General features: G+C 40.5%; 19 protein-coding genes. 2 read left to right on the top strand and 17 right to left on the bottom strand.

Going from position 1 to position 19,930, the window contains the following annotated elements; translation table 11 throughout:
* Positions 1 to 259 precede the first annotated feature (259 nt).
* Entirely contained in the window at positions 260 to 1,753 is a 1,494-nt protein-coding gene (locus tag ACIPK1_RS04590) for a helix-turn-helix domain-containing protein (RefSeq protein ID WP_086372724.1), read from the top strand.
* 133 nt (positions 1,754 to 1,886) lie between these two features.
* On the opposite strand, the gene lepB is transcribed toward ACIPK1_RS04590, so the two are convergent.
* The 7 genes from lepB to ACIPK1_RS04555 form a co-directional block, all read right to left on the bottom strand.
* A complete protein-coding gene (gene lepB / locus ACIPK1_RS04585; RefSeq protein ID WP_086299602.1) occupies positions 1,887 to 2,435 on the bottom strand; it encodes a signal peptidase I in 549 nt (182 codons plus the stop codon).
* Between the two features lie 32 nt (positions 2,436 to 2,467).
* Positions 2,468 to 3,898: a S41 family peptidase gene (locus tag ACIPK1_RS04580; RefSeq protein ID WP_086299603.1), complete on the bottom strand. Its 1,431-nt coding sequence runs from the start codon at positions 3,896 to 3,898 to the stop codon at positions 2,468 to 2,470.
* A 76-nt stretch (positions 3,899 to 3,974) separates the two neighbouring features.
* Positions 3,975 to 4,196: a YozE family protein gene (locus ACIPK1_RS04575; protein WP_005236867.1), complete on the bottom strand. Its 222-nt coding sequence runs from the start codon at positions 4,194 to 4,196 to the stop codon at positions 3,975 to 3,977.
* Complete coding sequence (msrA, locus tag ACIPK1_RS04570; protein WP_008379644.1) at positions 4,189 to 4,710, bottom strand: peptide-methionine (S)-S-oxide reductase MsrA; 522 nt, start codon at positions 4,708 to 4,710, stop codon at positions 4,189 to 4,191. The genes ACIPK1_RS04575 and msrA overlap by 8 nt, the downstream gene beginning before the upstream one ends.
* On the bottom strand, positions 4,710 to 5,360 hold the full coding sequence (locus ACIPK1_RS04565; protein ID WP_005236869.1) for a YpmS family protein: 651 nt from the start codon (positions 5,358 to 5,360) through the stop codon (positions 4,710 to 4,712). Before ACIPK1_RS04565 ends, msrA begins: the two co-directional genes overlap by 1 nt.
* Complete coding sequence (locus ACIPK1_RS04560; protein WP_086317054.1) at positions 5,357 to 6,343, bottom strand: SGNH/GDSL hydrolase family protein; 987 nt, start codon at positions 6,341 to 6,343, stop codon at positions 5,357 to 5,359. Before ACIPK1_RS04560 ends, ACIPK1_RS04565 begins: the two co-directional genes overlap by 4 nt.
* Before the next feature lie 213 nt (positions 6,344 to 6,556).
* Positions 6,557 to 7,399: a DegV family protein gene (locus ACIPK1_RS04555; RefSeq protein ID WP_034872242.1), complete on the bottom strand. Its 843-nt coding sequence runs from the start codon at positions 7,397 to 7,399 to the stop codon at positions 6,557 to 6,559.
* Between the two features lie 126 nt (positions 7,400 to 7,525).
* Between ACIPK1_RS04555 and ACIPK1_RS04550 the strand changes: the two genes are divergently transcribed.
* Positions 7,526 to 8,179: a hemolysin III family protein gene (locus tag ACIPK1_RS04550; RefSeq protein WP_005236874.1), complete on the top strand. Its 654-nt coding sequence runs from the start codon at positions 7,526 to 7,528 to the stop codon at positions 8,177 to 8,179.
* Between the two features lie 63 nt (positions 8,180 to 8,242).
* Here the strand turns inward: ACIPK1_RS04550 and ACIPK1_RS04545 are convergent, their stop codons facing one another.
* From ACIPK1_RS04545 to ACIPK1_RS04500, 10 genes are all read right to left on the bottom strand, one after another.
* Positions 8,243 to 8,731: a dihydrofolate reductase gene (locus tag ACIPK1_RS04545; protein WP_008379636.1), complete on the bottom strand. Its 489-nt coding sequence runs from the start codon at positions 8,729 to 8,731 to the stop codon at positions 8,243 to 8,245.
* A gap of 5 nt (positions 8,732 to 8,736) precedes the next feature.
* Positions 8,737 to 9,483, bottom strand: coding sequence for a hypothetical protein (locus ACIPK1_RS04540; protein ID WP_016621290.1), 747 nt, complete (start codon positions 9,481 to 9,483; stop codon positions 8,737 to 8,739).
* A gap of 43 nt (positions 9,484 to 9,526) precedes the next feature.
* Positions 9,527 to 10,474: a thymidylate synthase gene (locus tag ACIPK1_RS04535; RefSeq protein WP_005236877.1), complete on the bottom strand. Its 948-nt coding sequence runs from the start codon at positions 10,472 to 10,474 to the stop codon at positions 9,527 to 9,529.
* Between the two features lie 16 nt (positions 10,475 to 10,490).
* The gene (locus tag ACIPK1_RS04530) at positions 10,491 to 12,398 is read right to left on the bottom strand and encodes an ABC-F family ATP-binding cassette domain-containing protein (protein WP_016613211.1); all 1,908 of its coding nucleotides are present in this window, start codon (positions 12,396 to 12,398) and stop codon (positions 10,491 to 10,493) included.
* A 204-nt stretch (positions 12,399 to 12,602) separates the two neighbouring features.
* Positions 12,603 to 14,639, bottom strand: coding sequence for a sodium:proton antiporter (locus ACIPK1_RS04525; RefSeq protein WP_016613210.1), 2,037 nt, complete (start codon positions 14,637 to 14,639; stop codon positions 12,603 to 12,605).
* A gap of 3 nt (positions 14,640 to 14,642) precedes the next feature.
* Complete coding sequence (locus tag ACIPK1_RS04520) at positions 14,643 to 14,924, bottom strand: hypothetical protein (protein ID WP_008379625.1); 282 nt, start codon at positions 14,922 to 14,924, stop codon at positions 14,643 to 14,645.
* A gap of 190 nt (positions 14,925 to 15,114) precedes the next feature.
* Positions 15,115 to 17,235: a penicillin-binding protein 2 gene (locus tag ACIPK1_RS04515; RefSeq protein WP_016613209.1), complete on the bottom strand. Its 2,121-nt coding sequence runs from the start codon at positions 17,233 to 17,235 to the stop codon at positions 15,115 to 15,117.
* Positions 17,236 to 17,642: 407 nt separating this feature from the next.
* Positions 17,643 to 18,668 carry an LCP family protein gene (locus tag ACIPK1_RS04510; protein WP_016621289.1) on the bottom strand — a complete coding sequence of 342 codons (1,026 nt, stop codon included), beginning with the start codon at positions 18,666 to 18,668 and terminating at the stop codon, positions 17,643 to 17,645.
* Between the two features lie 257 nt (positions 18,669 to 18,925).
* Positions 18,926 to 19,126, bottom strand: coding sequence for a cold-shock protein (locus ACIPK1_RS04505; RefSeq protein ID WP_005229578.1), 201 nt, complete (start codon positions 19,124 to 19,126; stop codon positions 18,926 to 18,928).
* Between the two features lie 144 nt (positions 19,127 to 19,270).
* On the bottom strand, positions 19,271 to 19,876 hold the full coding sequence (locus ACIPK1_RS04500) for a superoxide dismutase (protein WP_005236898.1): 606 nt from the start codon (positions 19,874 to 19,876) through the stop codon (positions 19,271 to 19,273).
* Positions 19,877 to 19,930 lie beyond the last annotated feature (54 nt).

The raw sequence follows: 19,930 nt of genomic DNA, 5'->3' as shown, positions 1-19,930 counted from the left end.
AAAAACAGGAAAAATTTACGCATCTGTAGTTATCCATAAATAAAACAAAGTTTTTTATTTCAAAGCGGAACCAATTAACCAACGTTATTTAATAACTAAAAAAAACTAGCGTTTTTCACATGCGATTTCTATTTTTGTTCTTTATGAGACAGCTCTGGCAAAAATTTGTCTCAGTTTTTCTAAAAAAAAGCAAAAGTTTTGAGACGTGTCTTTACACAGTAATATAAATAAGTTATTAATAAAATAAGAAGGTGATCATTTGATTGAAAAAATACTCTTAGATACCCGAGCATTAGACAAAATCGGACTCTACGGAAAACTACTATCAATTGCTCCGGGTGAATACAACATAGAGTTCGTGAAAAATCTGACCCATTTAAGTGCAACGAGATTGAAAAGTTTACTTTCCTCGATCCAAGAGGACCTGCAAAACCTCTCCCCAGTAAATCTTTCATTACATAAAAACACCCTTAGTCTCCCTAAAAATTTGATTGAATACAATCAATATCAGCAGTTTTTAGCCCAAGAAAGTATTTCTTATAAAATGTTGTTAAGTATCTTGACCAATCAAGATGAAAGTTTGCTGGCATTTTGCCAAAGAAACTATATCAGTCGTTCGACTTGTTTCCGACAAACTAAAAAGCTTCAGGATCATTTAAAGGAATTCAACGTAACCTTAAATCAATCCGCCATGACGCTTATCGGTTCAGAGATGGTGATTCGCATCTTATTGTTTAATTTTATCTGGCACATTTCTTTAGGGGATAGTTTGGTGAAGGCCTTTGACCAAGAGATCGAAGAGCTTTTTGTTACCTATGAAGGAACGAAATACAAAAGCAAGTATGAAATTGGCAAAAAAGAAGCCTTACTTCATTGCAAGATTTGTCTGTTTCGTTTAAAGGATGGTCACAAGACAAATCTTTATCAGTTAACGAACCGATCATTTATCCCCAGTGGTGAAAAGCTTGATTTCTTCTCTGCTTTCTTTATGATCATTGATTCAGCAATAGACATTCTTGAGATCAATTCTTTGTTCTTTCTTTTTTATTACTGGCCGATGCTGACTTCTGCCAAAGATGTGCGTCTTCCGATTGTAACGGATTGTTACAATCACGAAAAGCTAGAATTAAAAGAGCTGATGACTGAGTTTGAAGAACATTGCCAAAAATTTCTCTGTGATTTTGACTTCGACCATCAGTCGTTCCTTTATATGAATACATATCTTACGTTGTTGAAGTTCTGTATATTTAAGCAAAAAGTCCCCCTTTCGAATTTTTTCGAAGCAAATGTCATTAAGGATAAATACCCATTACATACGATTTTGACAAATACCATTCAAAGTTTTTGGCGTAAAATAGCAAATCGTAAAGGTTATGAGTGGTTAAAAACCTGTTATACCGATCTTGCTTTTTATCAAGCCTGTTTGCTTTATCCCATTTACATTGAAAAGGAACAAAAATATAAACTTAAAGTTGCTTTTGTCTATGTATCTAACTACTTGGTTTCCATGGAAGTTTTTAATATATGTGAACGGTTGCCCTACGTTGAAATTGAACGGATCACGCTGCCAACTGAAGAACCTTTTGACTTTTATATTTTGAGCTCACCACAGCTTTTACCCCCTTTTACAACCGAAGAAAACTCAGCAATCATTGATTTTTGTCGCTATCGTGATTTTGAAACGAATTTATGTCAGAAACTATCGAATGCTTTTAATGAAAAAATAAAAAAATTAACAGCAATTAGTGACTAAACAAACGCTTCTTTCGATGCTAACCATTTCCCTTTGGAAAAAGAATAAAAAGCTAGACAAAATCCCCCCTTGGAATCAACGGATAATTCCAAGGGGGGATTCATTATTTAATTATTTATTGATTTTACACAGACTAAATCAATCGAATATGAGTCAATGGATAATAAACAAAACGAGCATTGCCTAAAATGGCCTCTCCTGATATTGGTCCAAAGGAACGGCTATCTTTGGAGGCACGTCGATTGTCTCCAATGACAAAGTAACTATCTTTCCCTAATTTCTCAACACCTAATAAAGATTCCAAATCAAAGTCATTGGTGTAAGAGACAGACTCGTGATCATTGCTGCGGTTCTTCACTAGAAAATCTTCATCTACCGGTTCATCATCAATGTAAAGCTGATCATTGACATATTTCACTGACTCACCCGGTAAGCCAATCACCCGCTTGATATAGGTCGAACCATCCGGCAACTGGAAAACAACGACATCAAAACGTTGGATTGGCGAAATCTTCTCAATGACCACCATGTCTCCTTGTTTTAAGGTTCCTTCCATCGAATTTCCTTCAACAGGAACTGGGATCAACAAGAATGCCCGAATCAAGAATGCTGTTGCAAAAGCAATTAACGCATATTTCACTACTAGCCAAAAACGATCAACCCAGAATTTTTTCGCCTCCACACGTCTGCCTCCTCTCCAATTTTTCACTTAGTTTATTCTTCAGAAAGCAAGGACAGTGCTTTTAAATATGCTGGGTCCTCTGCTTTGAGTTTCTCCGTTACTTCTTTTTCGATCGCTTGGGCAGTGTCTGCATCGACTTCCCCAGTCACTTTTAAATCATGAGCCTCTTGAAAAGTCTTCACTGCTGCTGTCGTCTCATCATTGAAGGTATCACCACTAGTGGCATACCCTAACGCTTTAAGAAATTGATTTAGGTTATTGACTGCCGTTGATGATTGTCCAGCTTTTAAGGCATTGTCCCGTGGTAATGGCGGGAAATACGCATACTCTGGATAGTCCTCTTCATAATCCGGCATCACACCTTGATCATTGACCCAATTTTCATCCGGTGTCAGCCATTTCATGACCGTCATTTTTAATTCACTATTATCCCCCAGATCCTTCACGTTCTGAACGGTTCCCTTGCCGAAGGTTTCTGTACCAACAACTGGGATATCCGCTGATTCTTGCAAGGCTGCGGCAAAAATTTCCGATGCAGAGGCACTGCCGCCGTCGACTAAAACAACGACCGGTTCTGTGACTTTGAATCCTTCATCCAATGCTTCGCTCGCTTTGGTCTCACTGACCACCCCTTGATTGTTGGCAAACTTCACGATCGTTTGGCCGTTTTCTAAAAACATACTTGCCATGATCTGTACTTGGTCCAGCAATCCGCCAGGATTTTGTCTTAAATCCAAAACAAACGACTTTGCGCCGGCTTCTCGCAGTTCGGTGATGGTTTCTTTCAACTCAGCTGCTGTGTTTTCACCAAAGGAAGTAATATCGATACGACCGATTGTGTCATTATTTTCAGCAATTTCTCCATGGACTGTTTCGATTGGGATCACATCACGAGTGATCTCCACATCAAAGGTGTCCTGATCACGTTGAATCGTTAAGGTGACTTTCGTCCCTTTTTCACCACGAATCTTTCCCACAACTTCAGATAATTCCTGTCCTTGCGTATCTTCACCGTCTACCTTGACGATTCGGTCATTGATCCGCAGACCACTTTTTTCAGCAGGCGTATTTTTTATCGGCGCTTGTGCGACTTCTGGATAGTCTTCAACGATTGACAAGGTAGCACCAATCCCTTCAAAACTTCCAGAAAGTGATTGTTCTAAGTTATCCGCATCTGATTGGTTCAAATACGTCGTATAAGGATCATCTAGCGCATCAGTCATCCCTTGAAGGGCACCTTCTATCAAGGCATCCTCATCAACTTCTTGGTAATAATTCGCAAGGATTTGGTCATATAGCGACTGGATTTTCTCCATTCCGCTGGCTTCTGTGGTCGTTTCTGTCACCGGTTGCGTCGTCTGCTGATTTTGCTGAGCCGTTTGCCATAAATAGACACCGCCTCCTGACAAAATTGCGACACAAACGAGAGAAACGATATATCGGCTCGTCGTTAAACCTTTCATTCACAACACCTCTCTGAGAAAAAACAGCTCCGTTCTGCGGATTTTATGCAACCATACAAAACGAAGAATCGTTTTTTTATTTGTTATTTTCGAGATACTCTGCCCAGATACGATCAAAAATATCCATGGATGGCAAATAATCAACATTTAGTTCCAGATAAGAAGAGACTTCATCATAGTCATCGCTGTGCTTCGGAAACTGGATATCATGACTTGCATGAGTAGCAAAGATCTGGGCCTCATCTGTATGACTCGGTCCTTTGACTGCCATTAAATAGGTATAAAAACTTTTACGCATGTTCTTGCTCCCAATGATTTTCTAAAAAGGCTGCTCTACGGGCATGATTGCGAGCAAAATTCTCAGGATTCTTTTTGTAATACTCTTGGTGCTCTTCTTCCGCTAAATAAAAAGGTTGGGCTGGTTCGATCGTGGTCACGATCGGATCGGTAAATCGACCGGAAGCCTGAAGCGCCTCTTTGCTGGCTTCGGCTTTTTTCCGCTGCTCTTCATTAAAATAGAAGATAGCCGGACGATAATTGTCGCCGCGATCTTCAAATTGACCAAAAGCATCTGTCGGATCCGTTTGCTGCCAATAGATCGTCAAAAGGTCTTCATAACTGATTTTTTCAGGATCAAAAATGATTTCCACTGCTTCAGTATGCCCGGTTTGATGGCTTTTGACTTCTTCATAGGTTGGATTTTCGGTATGTCCTGCGGTATAGCCGGAAAAAATTGAATGCACCCCTTCTAATTCATCAAAGGGTTGGATCATACACCAAAAGCACCCACCGGCAAAAATTGCTCGTTCCATTATTCATCCTCCGTTTCAGCTGGTAAATATAAACTCATTTGAATTTCATCATCCACAAGATTGATTTTGTTGGCTTTGATAAACAAGCCATTTTGCATACGGAATTGATCCAAACGTATCAAAATGATTTGTTCATCGGCATTGACATCGATCCAGTCAGGAAATTTAAAACTACGTTTGATCATTTTCATTACTTCACTGGTGGGCAGATCCAAGGTGCCAATCGATAAACTTTTGGCTTTTAATTGGACATTTCCTTCTTCTGTCACATAAGGATCAAAATAGAGATAAAACGTGATAGGAAACCCTAATACTTGAAACTCGCCTGTTAAGAGTGCTTCGTTTCTCAGCTCAAAATTATACTTGACCTCTTGATCCTTTTGAAAATCAGATAGATAAAAATCAATCAATTGATTGACTTGGCTTTTGTTGCTGTTAACGGTCAGAACAGGACTGCCCTCCCGTTGAACAAGTTCAGCACTTTCATTTAAGCCGGTTTCTCGCTGTTGAAAAATTCTTGAAGCAAAGAAAACCGTTGTGCCTAAAAGGATGCCGACCAACACTAGAAAAGCAATTTTCCAGTAGTTAATCGATTTTTTTTTCGTTGCAGCTGTTTTTTCCGGCTGCTTCGTTGATTCGCTTGGTTTCATTTTGCTTCCTCCTCTAGCAACCAATAATTTTGCGTTTTGATCACTTCATCGCGAACGGCATTCGCCATCAGTTGATACCCAAGATTATTGGGATGGAAGCGATCGCCTTCATACAAAACATTGTTTGTGATATTATTCCCGACAGTTTGCGATGAATCAGTTGTCGTTGAAGTACTGCTTTGTGATTCGTCCGAAGCTGTCGTCGATGAATCAGATAAGCGTTCTGTGTCCGATGATTCGGCAGTTTTCTCTGATTCCCCTTCTTCTGTATCAGCAATACCGACCTCATCACTTAACCCTTTATAGAGCAAATCGTTGATAGGAATAAAAAAGGCATTGTCTTGCTGATTGACGAACGTTTCCGTTTGTTTATTCCAGTTATCAATGATCGTCTGCATATCCGTGATTTCTGGGAAATTCAGATAAAATGGATTGTAGATGCCCAAGACATAGATTGGTGCATCACTATTCAAATCGCGGATTTGAGCAAACAAGTCTTTTAAACGTTCCTGGTAATCTTCCATCGGTTCCGTAAACGTCTCAATGCTCAAGCCGAAGAAATTGCTCTGGATCACTTTTAGTACATCGTTACCGCCGACAGTCAAGGTAATCAAATCCGCTTGACTAAGATCTTGGCGTAAGTCTTCATCGTTTTTCACTCGCTTTAAAATCTGATCGCTTCTTTCACCAGCGACCCCATAATTTTTAGTTACCAAATTGCTCAAATCATAGCGATCCTCTAGATCCCCAGCCAAAATGGGCACAAAGCCACCACGAGCTGTTTCATCACCAACCCCTTCTGTCAAGGAATCCCCAAGAGCGAGATATTCAATGGCGGATTTTTTCGAATCATTGGCCGCCAGCTTGTCCACAGGGGTCAGCAATGGTTGGGCTTTGGGAACAGTAAAATGAAACAGTAAGCCAGTTCCAATAGCTATCAATCCCACAACGAGTAGATAAGTTACTAATTTCTTCCATTTCAAGGTATTCAAACTCCTTTGTAATCTTTGCTATTTTAACAAAATTCTCATAAAATTCCTAGTCGCAATCCTTCAAACTTAAGAAAGAAAACAGCTACCTGTCAAAGAGTCGACAAGCAACAGCAGCTTCTTTTTTTGTTTTTTCTTCCTGACAGCTTGTCATACGCCAAAAAGCGATTCGTCATTAAACGAATCGCTGAAAGAAAACATGCTTTTTTATTCCGTACTATAAGTAATCGCAAAGGCACCTTTACCTGTGTGAGTGGCGATGATCGGTGTCGTGTGCAACAAGGGGATATCCAACTCGGGGAATAGTTCCGCTAATTCCTTTTGGAAACGTTCTGTGATTTCTAACCCTTCAGCATGAGAAATACCAATTTTCGTCACTTTAGGCATACTCTTCAGTTCAGCTTTTAACTCTTCAAACCATTTATTGAAGGTCTTGACACCACGTCCTTTGACGACTGGAATCAGTTCTGAATGATCAAAATCCATAATCACCTTCATGTTCAGCAAACTCGATAAAAGACCTTTGGCACGACTGATACGACCGCCTTTTACTAAGTTTTCTAACGTTGAAACGCCGATAAATAATTTCGTATGCTCCCGCACCAAATCCACCTCTGGTAAAACTTCTTCTAGTGTCTTACCGGCTTTAGCCAATTCTGCTGCCCGAATCACTTGAAAAGCCAACGCTTGGTCTGTAGTGTCACTATCGATCACGGTGACTTTAGCTTTTGATAAATGACTGGCTTGACGAGCCGCTTCCACGGTTCCGCTAAGCCCTTTGGTCATATGAATCGATAGTATTTCACTGCCATCTTTGCCTAATTCATCATATAGTTCTACAAAATGACCGATCGGCGGCTGGCTAGTTTTAGGTAATTCTTTGGCTTGCGCCATCATTTGCATAAATTTTTCTCCCGGCAGCGTTTCATCATCTGGATAAACGACACCATCGATCATTACAGATAAAGGCACGACATGGATAGCCAAAGCATCACGGACACTTGGTTCCATCGTACTGGAAGAATCTGTCACAATTTTAAGATTTGCCATCATATATTCACTCTCTCTTTAAATCAAGTCTTTTTTCGTGGTAAAATAACCACAGACCATTTATACTAAGTATAACAGAGAGAAAATTTTTTTTCATCTAATTTCGATTCGAAAGGACGGTGCCGAATGCAGCACATGAAGTTTAGTCGCAGATATTTGATCGTCAATGAAGTATTAAATGCAGTAACCCACGGGATCGGATTAGGACTGAGTATCGCAGGACTGGTCATCCTCTTAATCAAGGGGGCAAATCTAGGGTCACCTATCCATATCGTTTCCTATGCCATTTATGGGTCGATGATGATTTTGCTCTTCCTCTTTTCTACCTTATTTCACAGTTTGATTTTTACCAAAGCAAAAAAGGTCTTCCAAGTCTTTGATCATGCCTCCATTTTCTTGCTGATCGCCGGAAGCTATACACCTTTTTGCTTGCTTAGTATCCAAGGCTGGCTTGGCTGGTCACTCTTTGTCTTGATTTGGCTACTAGCAATTAGCGGCATCGTTTATAAGTCACTGACTCTTCATAAAAAAGAGACTGTCTCAAAAATCTCCACCCTGATCTACATCATCATGGGCTGGCTATGTGTCGTCGCCTTTAAACCTCTGATCGAACATTTAGGCTACTGGGGAACATTTTTACTAGCAAGCGGTGGTGTTTCTTATACTGTAGGTGCGCTATTCTATAGTTTAAAATCCGTTCGATTCATGCATGTGGTTTGGCACTTATTCGTTATGTTAGGTGCTGGACTGATGTACTTCTCCGTCTTGTTGTATACCTAAAAATGAAGCATTGCTTACAAACAAAGAACAGGAAACTTTCGCTGCAGAAAGCTTCCTGTTCTTTTATTTTCTATGATAAAATTCAAATTGATGGGGATAACGGTTCTTTTCATCGACGATCCCATCGATCACATGATCAAGTTTCCATTGCGCCCAATCAATCTCTGGGAAATACACATCTCCGTTAAATTCCGCAGCGATCACTGTACGGTACAATTGATCGCAATCGTCAATCATCGCTTCAAAAACACCCGCTCCACCAGTTAAAAAAACGGGATGCTCTTGTTGCTTCACATACGCTAAGATTTCCTCTCGGTCATGCATCACTAACGCGCCGTTGGCTTGATAGTGTGGATCACTTGTCAAAACGATCGTCGTACGCTGCGGCAGTAATCTTTTTCCCATGCCTTCAAAGGTTTTGCGCCCCATTATAATCGTATTATTGATGGTTTGCTCTTTAAAAAATTTCAAATCATTCGGCAAATGCCACGGCAGTGTGCCATCCGCTCCGATCAAACCCTTTTGATCTTGTGCCCAAAGTGCGATCAACATAAAAATTACATCCCTTCTGTATAAAATGATTCCGAAATAGTAGCAGCAACCTGCAGCCGCTGCATCAGCTGAAAAGCTGATTCATGCTCAAATGAATCTTTGTTGCGCTCATCAAAGCGCAAGCCATCACAGGCTTGGTAAACAATTGTGCCGCCGCTTCTTTGGACATTTCTCGGCCATTCCCCATCGTTTAAACGCGCGTTGTTGTTTTTCAGTAAGGTCGGTATCAGGGAGATAGGAAAGAGAGCACTACCAGCTGCGACATCAATTTCTTGTATTTGAAAAAAGTCAGCTGCGATCTCGTTGATCAAGCGCTCCGTTCTTTGCCACGTTTGCGGATGACTCGCAAACGCCCTTGCAGTTCGTCCTAGGATACAATACGTATTCTCTGGTAACGGCTGTTTGCTTATTGCCACAAGTTCTTCTGGATACGTCTCGATCCAAGTCACTACGCGATCAAAATCACAAATATGCAATGAATCCAGCATTGGTAAATTATGCTGTGCAGCAAAAACAAGTCTTCTGCGGGCATCCGCCGCCCCTTTTGCTGGTATAAAAATGGCAGTGCACTGCTGATTTGATCGAATGGCTTCTTTTAGCTCCGGCACTGTTTCCTCGGATACGGATAGCCAAACTGCATCATAGTGCTGATGCAAGAAATCAATGCATTGATCAATGAGCAATGCATGAATCGATCCAGCATGTCTCTGATGAAAGGTCGCCGCAAAGCCTCGTTTGTGGGTATTTTCTATTACGCCTCATTCCTTTCTTTATGAAATGAAACCAAACAACCACTTAAACTGCGATCGGTGCTTTGATTGTTGGATGCGGATCATACCCTGCCAGGGTAATATCTTCCATTTCAAAATCAAAGATTGACTGTTTTTCAGGATTTAACTGTAAGCTTGGCGCCGGACGTACTGAACGAGTCAACTGTTCCTTCATCTGTTCTATATGATTACTGTACAGATGAGCATCACCTAATGTATGGATAAAATCTCCGACTTCTAGTCCAGTTTCATGAGCAATCAGGTGCGTTAATAGCGCATAACTAGCAATATTAAAGGGAACGCCTAAAAAGACATCGGCACTGCGTTGATATAACTGACAGCTTAAGCGACCATCATGAACATAAAATTGAAACATCGTGTGACAAGGGGGCAACGCCATCGTCGGTACATCTTCTGGATTCCAAGCAGAGACGATCAAACGACGAGAGTCTGGCGTTGTTTTGATCATCTCGATCACTTCTTTGATTTGATCGATAAACCCACCCGTACTTTTTTCCCAATGGCGCCATTGGTACCCATAAACATGACCCAAATCGCCGAAGGTTTCAGCGAATGTATCATCAGATAAGATTTTTTCACAAAACTGTTTCAACTCATGTTGGTACTGTTCATTGAAAGCTTCATCCACTAAGGAACGACGGCCAAAGTCCGTCATGTCAGGACCTGTGTAAGCATCACTTTTAATATAGCGTTCAAACGCCCATTCATCCCAAATGTGGTTATTATGTTCTAGGAGATAACGAATGTTGGTATCTCCTTTTAGAAACCACAATAATTCGCTTTTGATCAAGCCAAAAGGAACTCTCTTGGTTGTCAACAATGGAAAGCCTTGGGACAGATCAAAACGCATTTGGTGACCAAAGACACTGCGTGTTCCCGTTCCGGTACGATCACTTTTATCATTGCCTTCTGCTAATATTTTTCTTCCTAGATCTAAATATGCTTGTTCCATCGTTCTCTCCTTTACTCTACACAAATTCGCTCAAATATTCCCAACGATCCATTTTTTCTGCAAGTTGCGTTTCAACCTCGCTGATTTCTTGCTGTAATTTTTGGAGCTTGGTAAAGTCAGCTCCTTGATGATTCATCTCTTCAGTCAAAGTGGCAGCTTTTTCTTCTAACACCGCGATATCATCTTCAATTGTCGCCCACTCTTTTTGTTCCATATAACTCAGTTTCTTTTTGACAGGCGCTGCAGCAGACTCCTCACTATCAGCAGAAAGCGAATCGTTTTTTGATTCTTTTGGCTCTAGTACACTTGAACTAGCTTTATTGGTATTGGCTGCTAAGTACTCATTAATGGAACCAAAGTAGGACTTAATCCTGCCGTCTCCTTCGAAGATCAGCAATTTTTGGGCAACTTTATCTAAAAAGTAGCGGTCATGGGAAACAGTGATCACTGCACCTGGGAATGTTTCCAAATAATTTTCCAAAATCGTCAGGGTATCAATATCCAAATCGTTGGTCGGTTCATCTAACAAGAGAACATTTGGCTGTCCAATCAATAGCTTGAGTAAAAATAGTCGTCGTTTTTCTCCGCCAGATAGCTTGCCGATCTTAGTGCCGTGCATGGATCGCGGAAACAAAAACTGTTCCAGCATTTCTGCGACACTGACTTGTGAGCCATCCACTTTTTGCACTTCCTCGGCTGCTTCTTGCAAATAAGCAATCATTCGCTGATCAGGGTTCATCGCTTCAATCGTTTGCGTATAATAAGCCATTTTCACAGTCACGCCAATCGTACGCTCCCCTTCTTCTAAAGGCAGGTGACCAGCTAAAATATTGAGCAACGTTGATTTGCCCGCACCGTTTTCTCCTGTGATCCCTAAGCGTTCTCTTGATTGAATCAACAAATCAAAGTGAGACAAAATCGTTTTGTTTTCAATCTGGAAACTCGCATCTTTTAGCTCTAAGACTTGTTTGCCTAAGCGTGTCGTAGCAACATCAATGGCCACTTCGCCGTTACGTTTTACTTGATGTAGGTTTTCTTTTAAATCATCGAAACGATCGATCCGTGCCTGTTGTTTCGTTGTACGGGCCTTTGCTCCGGTGCGAATCCAAGCCAACTCATGTTTGTATAACTGCTTGCGCTTGTCTTCTTGCGTCTCCTCCACTCGTTCTCGTTCTGATCGAGCATGAAGATACGTCTCGTAATTGCCTTGATATTCATGCAGCTTGCCAAAGGACAATTCAAAGATTCGGTTAACGACTCGATCCAAAAAGTAGCGATCGTGGGTCACCATCAATAACGCACCCCGATAATTTTTTAGATAGCCTTCCAACCATTGGATCGCATCATAATCTAAGTGGTTAGTCGGTTCATCCAATAACAACAGGTCTGGTTCATCGATCAATACTTGAGCCATAGCCACTCGTTTCTTTTGACCTCCAGATAACTCACTGACCTTTTTCTTTAAATCACTGATCCCAAGTTTTTGGAGGATAATTTTGGCTGTTGTATCTGTGTTCCAAGCATCCGCTTTATTCATCGCTTCTTCTGCCAATTGATAATTGCGCTGCGTTTGTTGATCCATACCATTATTTTCTAAAGCAATCAGCGCTTTTTCATAGTCGCGAACAACGCGGATCAGCGGACTGGTCCCTTGAAAAACAGCATCTACAACGGATAATTCTTCTTGTAGCTGATTGTCTTGCGCTAAAAAGCCAATTCGATAATCTTGACTAGCAAAAACAGTTTGGCGATCACCATCTCCACGATCCAAACCTGCTAAGATTCGCAGCAAACTTGATTTCCCCGTGCCATTGACACCGATCAAACCGATCCGATCTTTTTCATGTATCAGAAAAGAAAGCTGATCAAACAGTGTTTTTTCACCGTAAGTTTTGGTTAATTCACTTACTTTTAATTCTTTCACAGAATCCCTCCTGAGTTTTTTCTTCGCTCATTGTACCACATTTCATCCGAGGAAACGATGAGAGAAAGGAGCAGTTTTTGCAATAAAAAAGAATGCCTTCGTCAGTTTATTCCCTCTGATCATCGATGTTGATCATCTTTTAGGAATAACCTGACGGAGACACTCCATAAAACGTGCATCAAGTTGCGCGCCTTTAGAGACATATTATCGGCGGAACATCCGCTGTTTCGGTTGTTCTTCCGCTCGAGACATCGCATACGATTCTAACAGATTGACATTGCGTCGGTACTCATTTGCAGAAATCGTTGAAATTTTCTCAGCCACTTCATATTCATCGATCGTCTTGCGCTCAAGATAATAGCCCCAAAGGACTTTCTTAACAAAAATCGGGTCTTGCTCAATCATGATCGTTTCAATGAAATTGCTATGTTCAAACCGTTTGATGCTCATTTCTCGTTGACGAATAAAGAAATTGATCAGCGAGGAATCATAAACATCTTCTAAATTGCTCAAACTGTGAAAAATGTATTCGCTGTTTTTTAAGTAGATTTTTTGTACTTCAGAAATGTCTCGTTGTTTCAAGGCATCTTTCAGTTGCTGCTGCCGCTGTAAAAACAAACGTGGATGGATCAGTACACGAATAAAACGCTGAATAAAGAAGAGCCAAAAACTAAAGAATGAGAGAATTTGTTTTGCGAGGGAATGCTGCTGCTGAGAAATAAAGCGTGAATAAAAACGATAGCCATTTAGGCTGACTTTCCCATTTCGATAAGCTTCATCCAAGCCGTCTTGTTCGATCGATAAGATCAATCCTTGAATTTCTTGGATTTCTTGTTTTTCTGAATCAGTCAAACTATTGCGATACAATTCCCAACGACGATTTTCATAGGAATTGATGACAGCATCGATCGCTAAGCGACCTTTATCAGAAAGCTCTTGTTTTTCTTCTGCTTCCAATTGTTCGATGACGTCTTCTAAGATCAGCAAGTGATTGAAGTCGACACTTTCGGCAGCTTCACCATCTGCCAAATAAGGTAAGACCATCACGCTGATGATCAATGTCAGCAAAATTACACAGGCGGTCAAAAACAGGAGCAAGCTCCGTTCCTGAAACGGTGTCTCATGCACCATCACCGGTAAAATGAAGATGGCTGCCAAACTGACTGTTCCCTTGACGCCACCAAAGGTCAACAAGGCGACTTGATTCATGGATACTTGTTTTTTTGACTGTAAGAACCAATAATAAAATAGCAAAAAGATAAAACGTACGAGGAAAATCACCGCTGTGACGACTAAAATCGTGATGACTAGATGCCAGTTTGCATAGTTTTTGCTTTCCCAGATCGGTGAAAAGACTTGTGACAACTCGATCCCTAGAAAGAGAAACACTAATGCGTTCAATGTAAAGACAATGGTCGACCATGTGCTTTCCGAAATGTTCGCTAATTCTGCATCAAACAACGAGATCCGGCGTTTTCTTTGGGCTTGGGCTACACCTGCCACAACTGCTGCGATAATCCCTGAGACGCCAATCATTTCTGCCAGCAAATAGGCAGCAAATGGCAAGAGCAGTTCAATCAATAAGTATACTGTGACATCTTGTGCCGAGATTTTTTCAATAAAACGTAAAATCCGGCGTTTCAGCCATACTATCAAGTAACCGACAAGCCCGCCACCGATACTAGAGAAAAGAAGTTGGAAGCCTGCGTTGGCTGCTGAAAAACTCCCGGTAGTCAAAGCCACGATAGCAAACTGTAATGCGGTAACCCCCGAAGCATCGTTCAGTAAGCCCTCGCCTTCAAGAATATGCATAATGTTTTTGGAAATTTTCAAACGCTTTGCTAATGAGGAGACTGCCACCGCATCAGTTGGTCCTAACGCAGCCCCGAAAGCGAAGCAAGCAGCCAGAGGTATCGTCGGCATCAACCAATGGAGGGTTCCGCCGACCGCAAACAGCGTCATTAACACGCCACCAAAAGCCAAAAACAGCACGATCTTGCTGTTTTTTAGGATCTCAGGTACATCTGCTCGTTCCCCTTCTCGAAATAGCAATGGACCAATGATCATTACTAAAAACATTTCCGGTTCAAAGGCGATCTCTTGACCCATTTCTGTAAGACCTAATAAAATTCCTAAGATGATTTGAATAAAAAAGATCGGTACTGAGGGCAATATTTTGCTCGCCACATTTGATAATGTGACAAGAATTGCAATGATAATGACGAGTTCAATAAATTCCATCCATTACCCTCTTTTCTTTCGAATGGCTAATAACAGCTCAAGAAAATCTTCTTTTTTTAAAAGGATCTTGTCGTTTAGAAGACCTAACTCCTTTTCGTTATTTTCAATCTCGCATTGGACACGCCGTGATTCCAAGCGATATAAATCGTGTTTCATTCGTTCAAATTTTCGGAAAAGCAATGGATTTTTCCGTTGTAAATAATCCCGAATCTCCTTTTTTTCAGCTGGTGTAAATTGTCCCAACTGCTTCATTAGTTCTTGCTTACTTAAACATTCCTTGTTCATAATTACGTTTTTTACCCCTTTTATCATCAGTTTATCTTTTTATTTAACGTGCAAATCAAAATTATCTCTTGACCGCTAGTATTCTAAGCCAATCATTCAAAAATAGCAAGTCTTTCTCACTAAATGTTGGTTTTCTATCAGTTTTCTTATAAAACAAAAAAACCGCAGTCTTCACTGCGATTTTTTATGCTTATTTCATATATAAGTCGTAGTAAGCATCCATGATCTCTTTGGCGATTTGAATATTTGGATGGGTATCTGTGTCGCCTTTTAATTGAGGCATTACGATCGCAATCGCAATATCCGCATCACTGCTTGGCCCGTAGGCAACGATGTTTAGGTTAACTAAGCTGATGGTATTGCCATTACTATCCACAATTGGTGTTTCGGCAGTACCTGTTTTGGCAGAGACCTCCATTTTCGCAGAAGCCAAGCCTTTGGCAGTTGCCCAAGCATCCGTTCCATGAACTGCATCATAAAATCCATTTTGAACAATTTGCATTTGAGCATCTGTTAAACCAACTTCATTCAATACCGTTGGTTCGATCTCTTCGATCAGTGAGCCAAGACCGCCAGTTTCATCATTGCCGTAAATACCGTCGACGATATGAGGCTGCAATCTTTTGCCACCATTAGCAACGGTTGCTGCATATTGTGCCAGCTGCAACGTGGTATAGGTATCAAACTGACCAAAAGCCAAGTCAAGGATCTTCCCACCATCACTGACGGGGTCCATATTATCGATCGATGTGCTGATACCAGTCGCTTCTCCAGGTAAATCGATCCCAGTTTCAGTTCCCATACCAAAAGAGGCAAAAGACGAACGTAGTTTTTCATAGACATCCCCTTGACGATCCACTGTTGGAATCGAGATACCTGACTGATAATTGATGCCCATCAAACGTAAAGCGACTTGCATCATATAGGAGTTAGAAGAAACTTCCAACGCCTGCTCCGCAGAAAGGTTACGATTATTTGCCCCAGTTGGGTTGAAAATTGAGGCTTTTACATCGGAGCCAATTCTGATTGGTTGATCCAATAACACTTCATTGCCGTTTAAGACCCCATTTTCCCAGCCGGCAGCCAAAGTCCCTGCTTTGACAACGGACCCTGGTACAAAGGAATTAATGAAGGTACCAATGGCATTTTCCTGCAATTCATTTGAACCTGTATCATGATGATAGCCGGACATTGACAAAACGCCGCCGGTTTTTGGATTTAACGCCACTGCGTAAACCCCTGGAGAATATTCTGCTGCCCCAGAATCAATCAGTTTTTGGAAATTGTCTTGCAAGATTTTATCAACTCTCGCTTGAAACTCAGCATCTAATGTTAATACAAGGTTATCCCCTTTTGCCCCAGCAAAGGTTTCTTTTTGACTTTCAATATTATTATTGTTATCAAGGGAAATCTCGGAAATGGATTTTGTGCCTTGTAAGACTTCTTCATACTGCTGCTCTAAATAACTACGTCCAACGCGATCATTACGAGCATAGCCTTTTTCTAAAAATTCATCCAAAACTTCTTCCGGAATCCCTTGTTCTTCACTAGTCACCGTTCCGATCAAACTAGCCAGAGAACTTCCTTCAACGATGTTTCTCGTCCAATCAGTCCCCGTGGAGATTCCCGGTAAATCAACCATATTTTCAGCGACAACAGCTAATTCACGGTCAGACACATCCGACGTCTTAATAAAGACCGTACTCAAAGATTGGGCGCTATTCATCCGCTTAAAAATCGTGGCTGCTTCTAATTCTGCATCAGAGAAATTGATTTCATCTTCTGTCACTTTATCAACGGTTGCCGCATATTGTTCAGAAGTACCTAAAGAACGCTCTTCATCACTCAATCGGTCAGTTGCTGCTTCAAGATTTTCTTCATCGGCCAGCCAAAAGTCCTTAAGATCACGATCAGACAAGTTTTTGTCCACAGGTACTTCGATCAACTCGCTCAATTTTTTGGCCGTTTCTAATAAATCTTGAGCGGTCATTTTGTTTCCGCGGGTAAATGTGATTGCTGCATTGGCTTGATTTTCCACCAGCGCTTTTCCAGAAGCGTCATAGATCATTCCCCGAGGGGCGCTTCCTTTGACTTCCACTACAGATGAAGCTTTCAACTGCTGCTCAATATTGTCGCCATTGACGATCTGTAGATAGCCTAATTGAACGATCAAGGACACAAACAAAGCAAAAATAATAAAAAACAAAAAGTTCAATCGAAATGGAACATGAGATTTGCGATACGATTTAGCCTTTGGTTCTTCTGGCCCCTTGCGTATCCCTTGGACAACTTTATCTTTCAAATTCTTCATCTCATCTATCCTTCCAATCTATAATGACTACTGTCCTATTTTACCAAAAAATTCGATTCGAAACAGAAAAAACAAAAAATATCCATTAATCCTTAGAAAAAACTATAAAAATTGGCGTGAATCCGAGTAAATGTTTCACAGTTTGATTGTTTCATTTTCATTCTTTCATGAAAAAATTGTTTTTTTAAGCTTTCTTATGTTTTTTCATTTGATGGTTTCGTGAAACAAGATTTACATTTCTTTTTTTGTGGAAAACTAGATCGATTGAAGCGAGAGGAGCTTTCATATAAACGAAAAATCGACACACAAGCAGTTGCCCATGTATCGATTCCGCTATCCTATCAAACAGTTGAAGGAGACGTACAAACCGACACACCCTCAATTGATCGAAAGACAGCTATATGGATCTATTCACTCGCACCCTCGCCATCGGAAAAGACTGCACTGTCATCGTAGAACTGATAGTTGACATAGCCTTGTGTATGTTCATCTCCTTGTGAGAGCTGATTGTTTTGAGGGAGGGCCAGTTGTTCTCTGAGTGTATTTTGCATGTGTAAGAGCTGATTGACCCCTAAAAGCTGATAGTAGACATCATTCAACATTTGCCCCTCCCCTTGAAGCTGCTCTTGATGAATCGTCGTAAAAGCAGGTAAATAGTTCTTTGCGACATCCAGCATATCGTCCCATGTTAGATCTGTCTTTGAATTTTTTTCAACAGCTTTTAATATTTTCTGATAATTATTGATTCCATCCAAACTCATCACTTTTTTTAAAATTTTTGTTACAACTTCTCGTTGTCTTTTCTGCCTACCAATATCTCCTTCTGGGTCTTCTTTACGCATACGTGCATAAGCTAGACCAGTTTTCCCATTTAAAGTGATTTTTCCTTTCGGAACATGGACTCCCTCGAGCGTAAAGTCGATATCATTCGTTACTTCGATTCCACCAACTGCATCAATCAAATCTCTCATCCCTTGCATGTTGATTGTCACATAATGATCGATCGGTATATCCAAAAGATTTTCCACAGAATCCATTGCCATGGCTTCTCCCCCAAAAGCGTATGCATGATTTAACTTGTCTAAAGTTCCATACCCGATGATTTGAGTAAATATATCCCTGTCCAAGCTAACGATCGTAGATTGCTTTTTTTCTGGATTTACTGTAACAACCATCATACTATCTGAACGACCTTGCTCGGTCCTTCCTAAAGCTCCGGTATCAATTCCTAGTAACAAGATAGAAAAAGGTTCTCTTTTTTCAATGTTGACAGTTTCTGAACGCCTTTTTGTGTTTCGATCAACTGGTTTAGAAATATGTTCAAAAGTTGAACTTGTATCATTATAAACTTGCAAACCGTACACAGTTAATCCGATAATTCCCAGGACCAAAATCCCTAATATTCCTATTACTATTCTTTGATATTTTCGCATCTTGCACCTCGTCCGATAAAAAATAACAATCGACTAAATTTTCGCATAATTTATATCATAGAGCAATCTCATTTGTTATAAAACATTTGTTTTAATAAAAATGTAATGTAAATGAAACAAAATGCAAGGATTCCTCCCTTGAAGGAAAGAAACAGTTTTCTCATTCTTTTCTTTCATGGTTTTGCCAGAAACTATCTAGACCGAAAAAAAACCTTGCTTAGCTGCAAGGCTTTTCAGTCGATTCTTTAATTAGGTAATTAGACTTTGGTTACTTCCGCTGCCTGCGGCCCGCGGGCACCTTCAACGATCGTAAATTCAACTTCTTGACCTTCTTCAAGTGACTTAAAACCGTCTCCTTGAATGGCAGAAAAGTGAACAAATACATCATCGCCACCGTCAACTGTAATAAAACCAAACCCTTTTTCGTTGTTGAACCATTTTACTTTCCCATGTTCCATAGTGTGTAAAGCCTCCAATAATTATAATCCGACGATTCCGTCGCCTTTATTATAGCGGATTATGTAAGCGTTAGCAATATCAAAACGACTCTTTCTACTCACAAAAAAAGAAGCCTTTTAGCAGGCTTCTTTCTAGTAAATTGTTTAAGCTTTTGCGAAATATTCGTTTACTTTGTCCCAATTAACAACACTCCAGAAAGCATTGATGTAATCTGGACGAACATTTTTGTATTTCAAGTAATACGCATGTTCCCAAACATCTAAACCTAAAACAGGCGTTTGGCCATCCATCAATGGTGAATCTTGATTCGCTGTTGATGTGATTGCTAATTTGCCATCTTTCACGACTAACCATGCCCAACCTGAACCAAAACGTCCGGTTGCAGCCGTTTTGAATTCTTCTTTAAAGTCTTCAAAGCTACCGAAAGCTTCGTCAATTGCTTCTTTGATGGCTCCAGTAGGTTCGCCACCAGCATTTGGGCCTAAGATTTCCCAGAAGAACGTATGGTTGGCATGGCCGCCACCATTGTTACGAACTGCTGTTTGAATATCTTCTGGTACAGAAGAAAAGTCAGCTAATAATTCTTCAACTGTTTTTTCACCTAATTCAGGATGTTTTTCAATCGCTGCGTTTAAGTTTGTTACATAAGTGTTATGGTGTTTATCATGATGCAAATGCATCGTTTCTTCATCAATGTATGGTTCTAATGCATCGTATGCGTAAGGTAAATCTGGTAATGTGTAAGTCATAAAAAAATTCCTCCTCAATGATAATGTTTACATAAGTAACATTATCAGACTATC

Source organism: Enterococcus sp. NPDC086594, assembly GCF_044746145.1.
Lineage (GTDB): Bacteria > Bacillota > Bacilli > Lactobacillales > Enterococcaceae > Enterococcus_D > Enterococcus_D entomosocium.
Note: the sequence above shows the minus strand (reverse complement) of the source record. Positions and strands in the feature narration are given on the sequence as shown.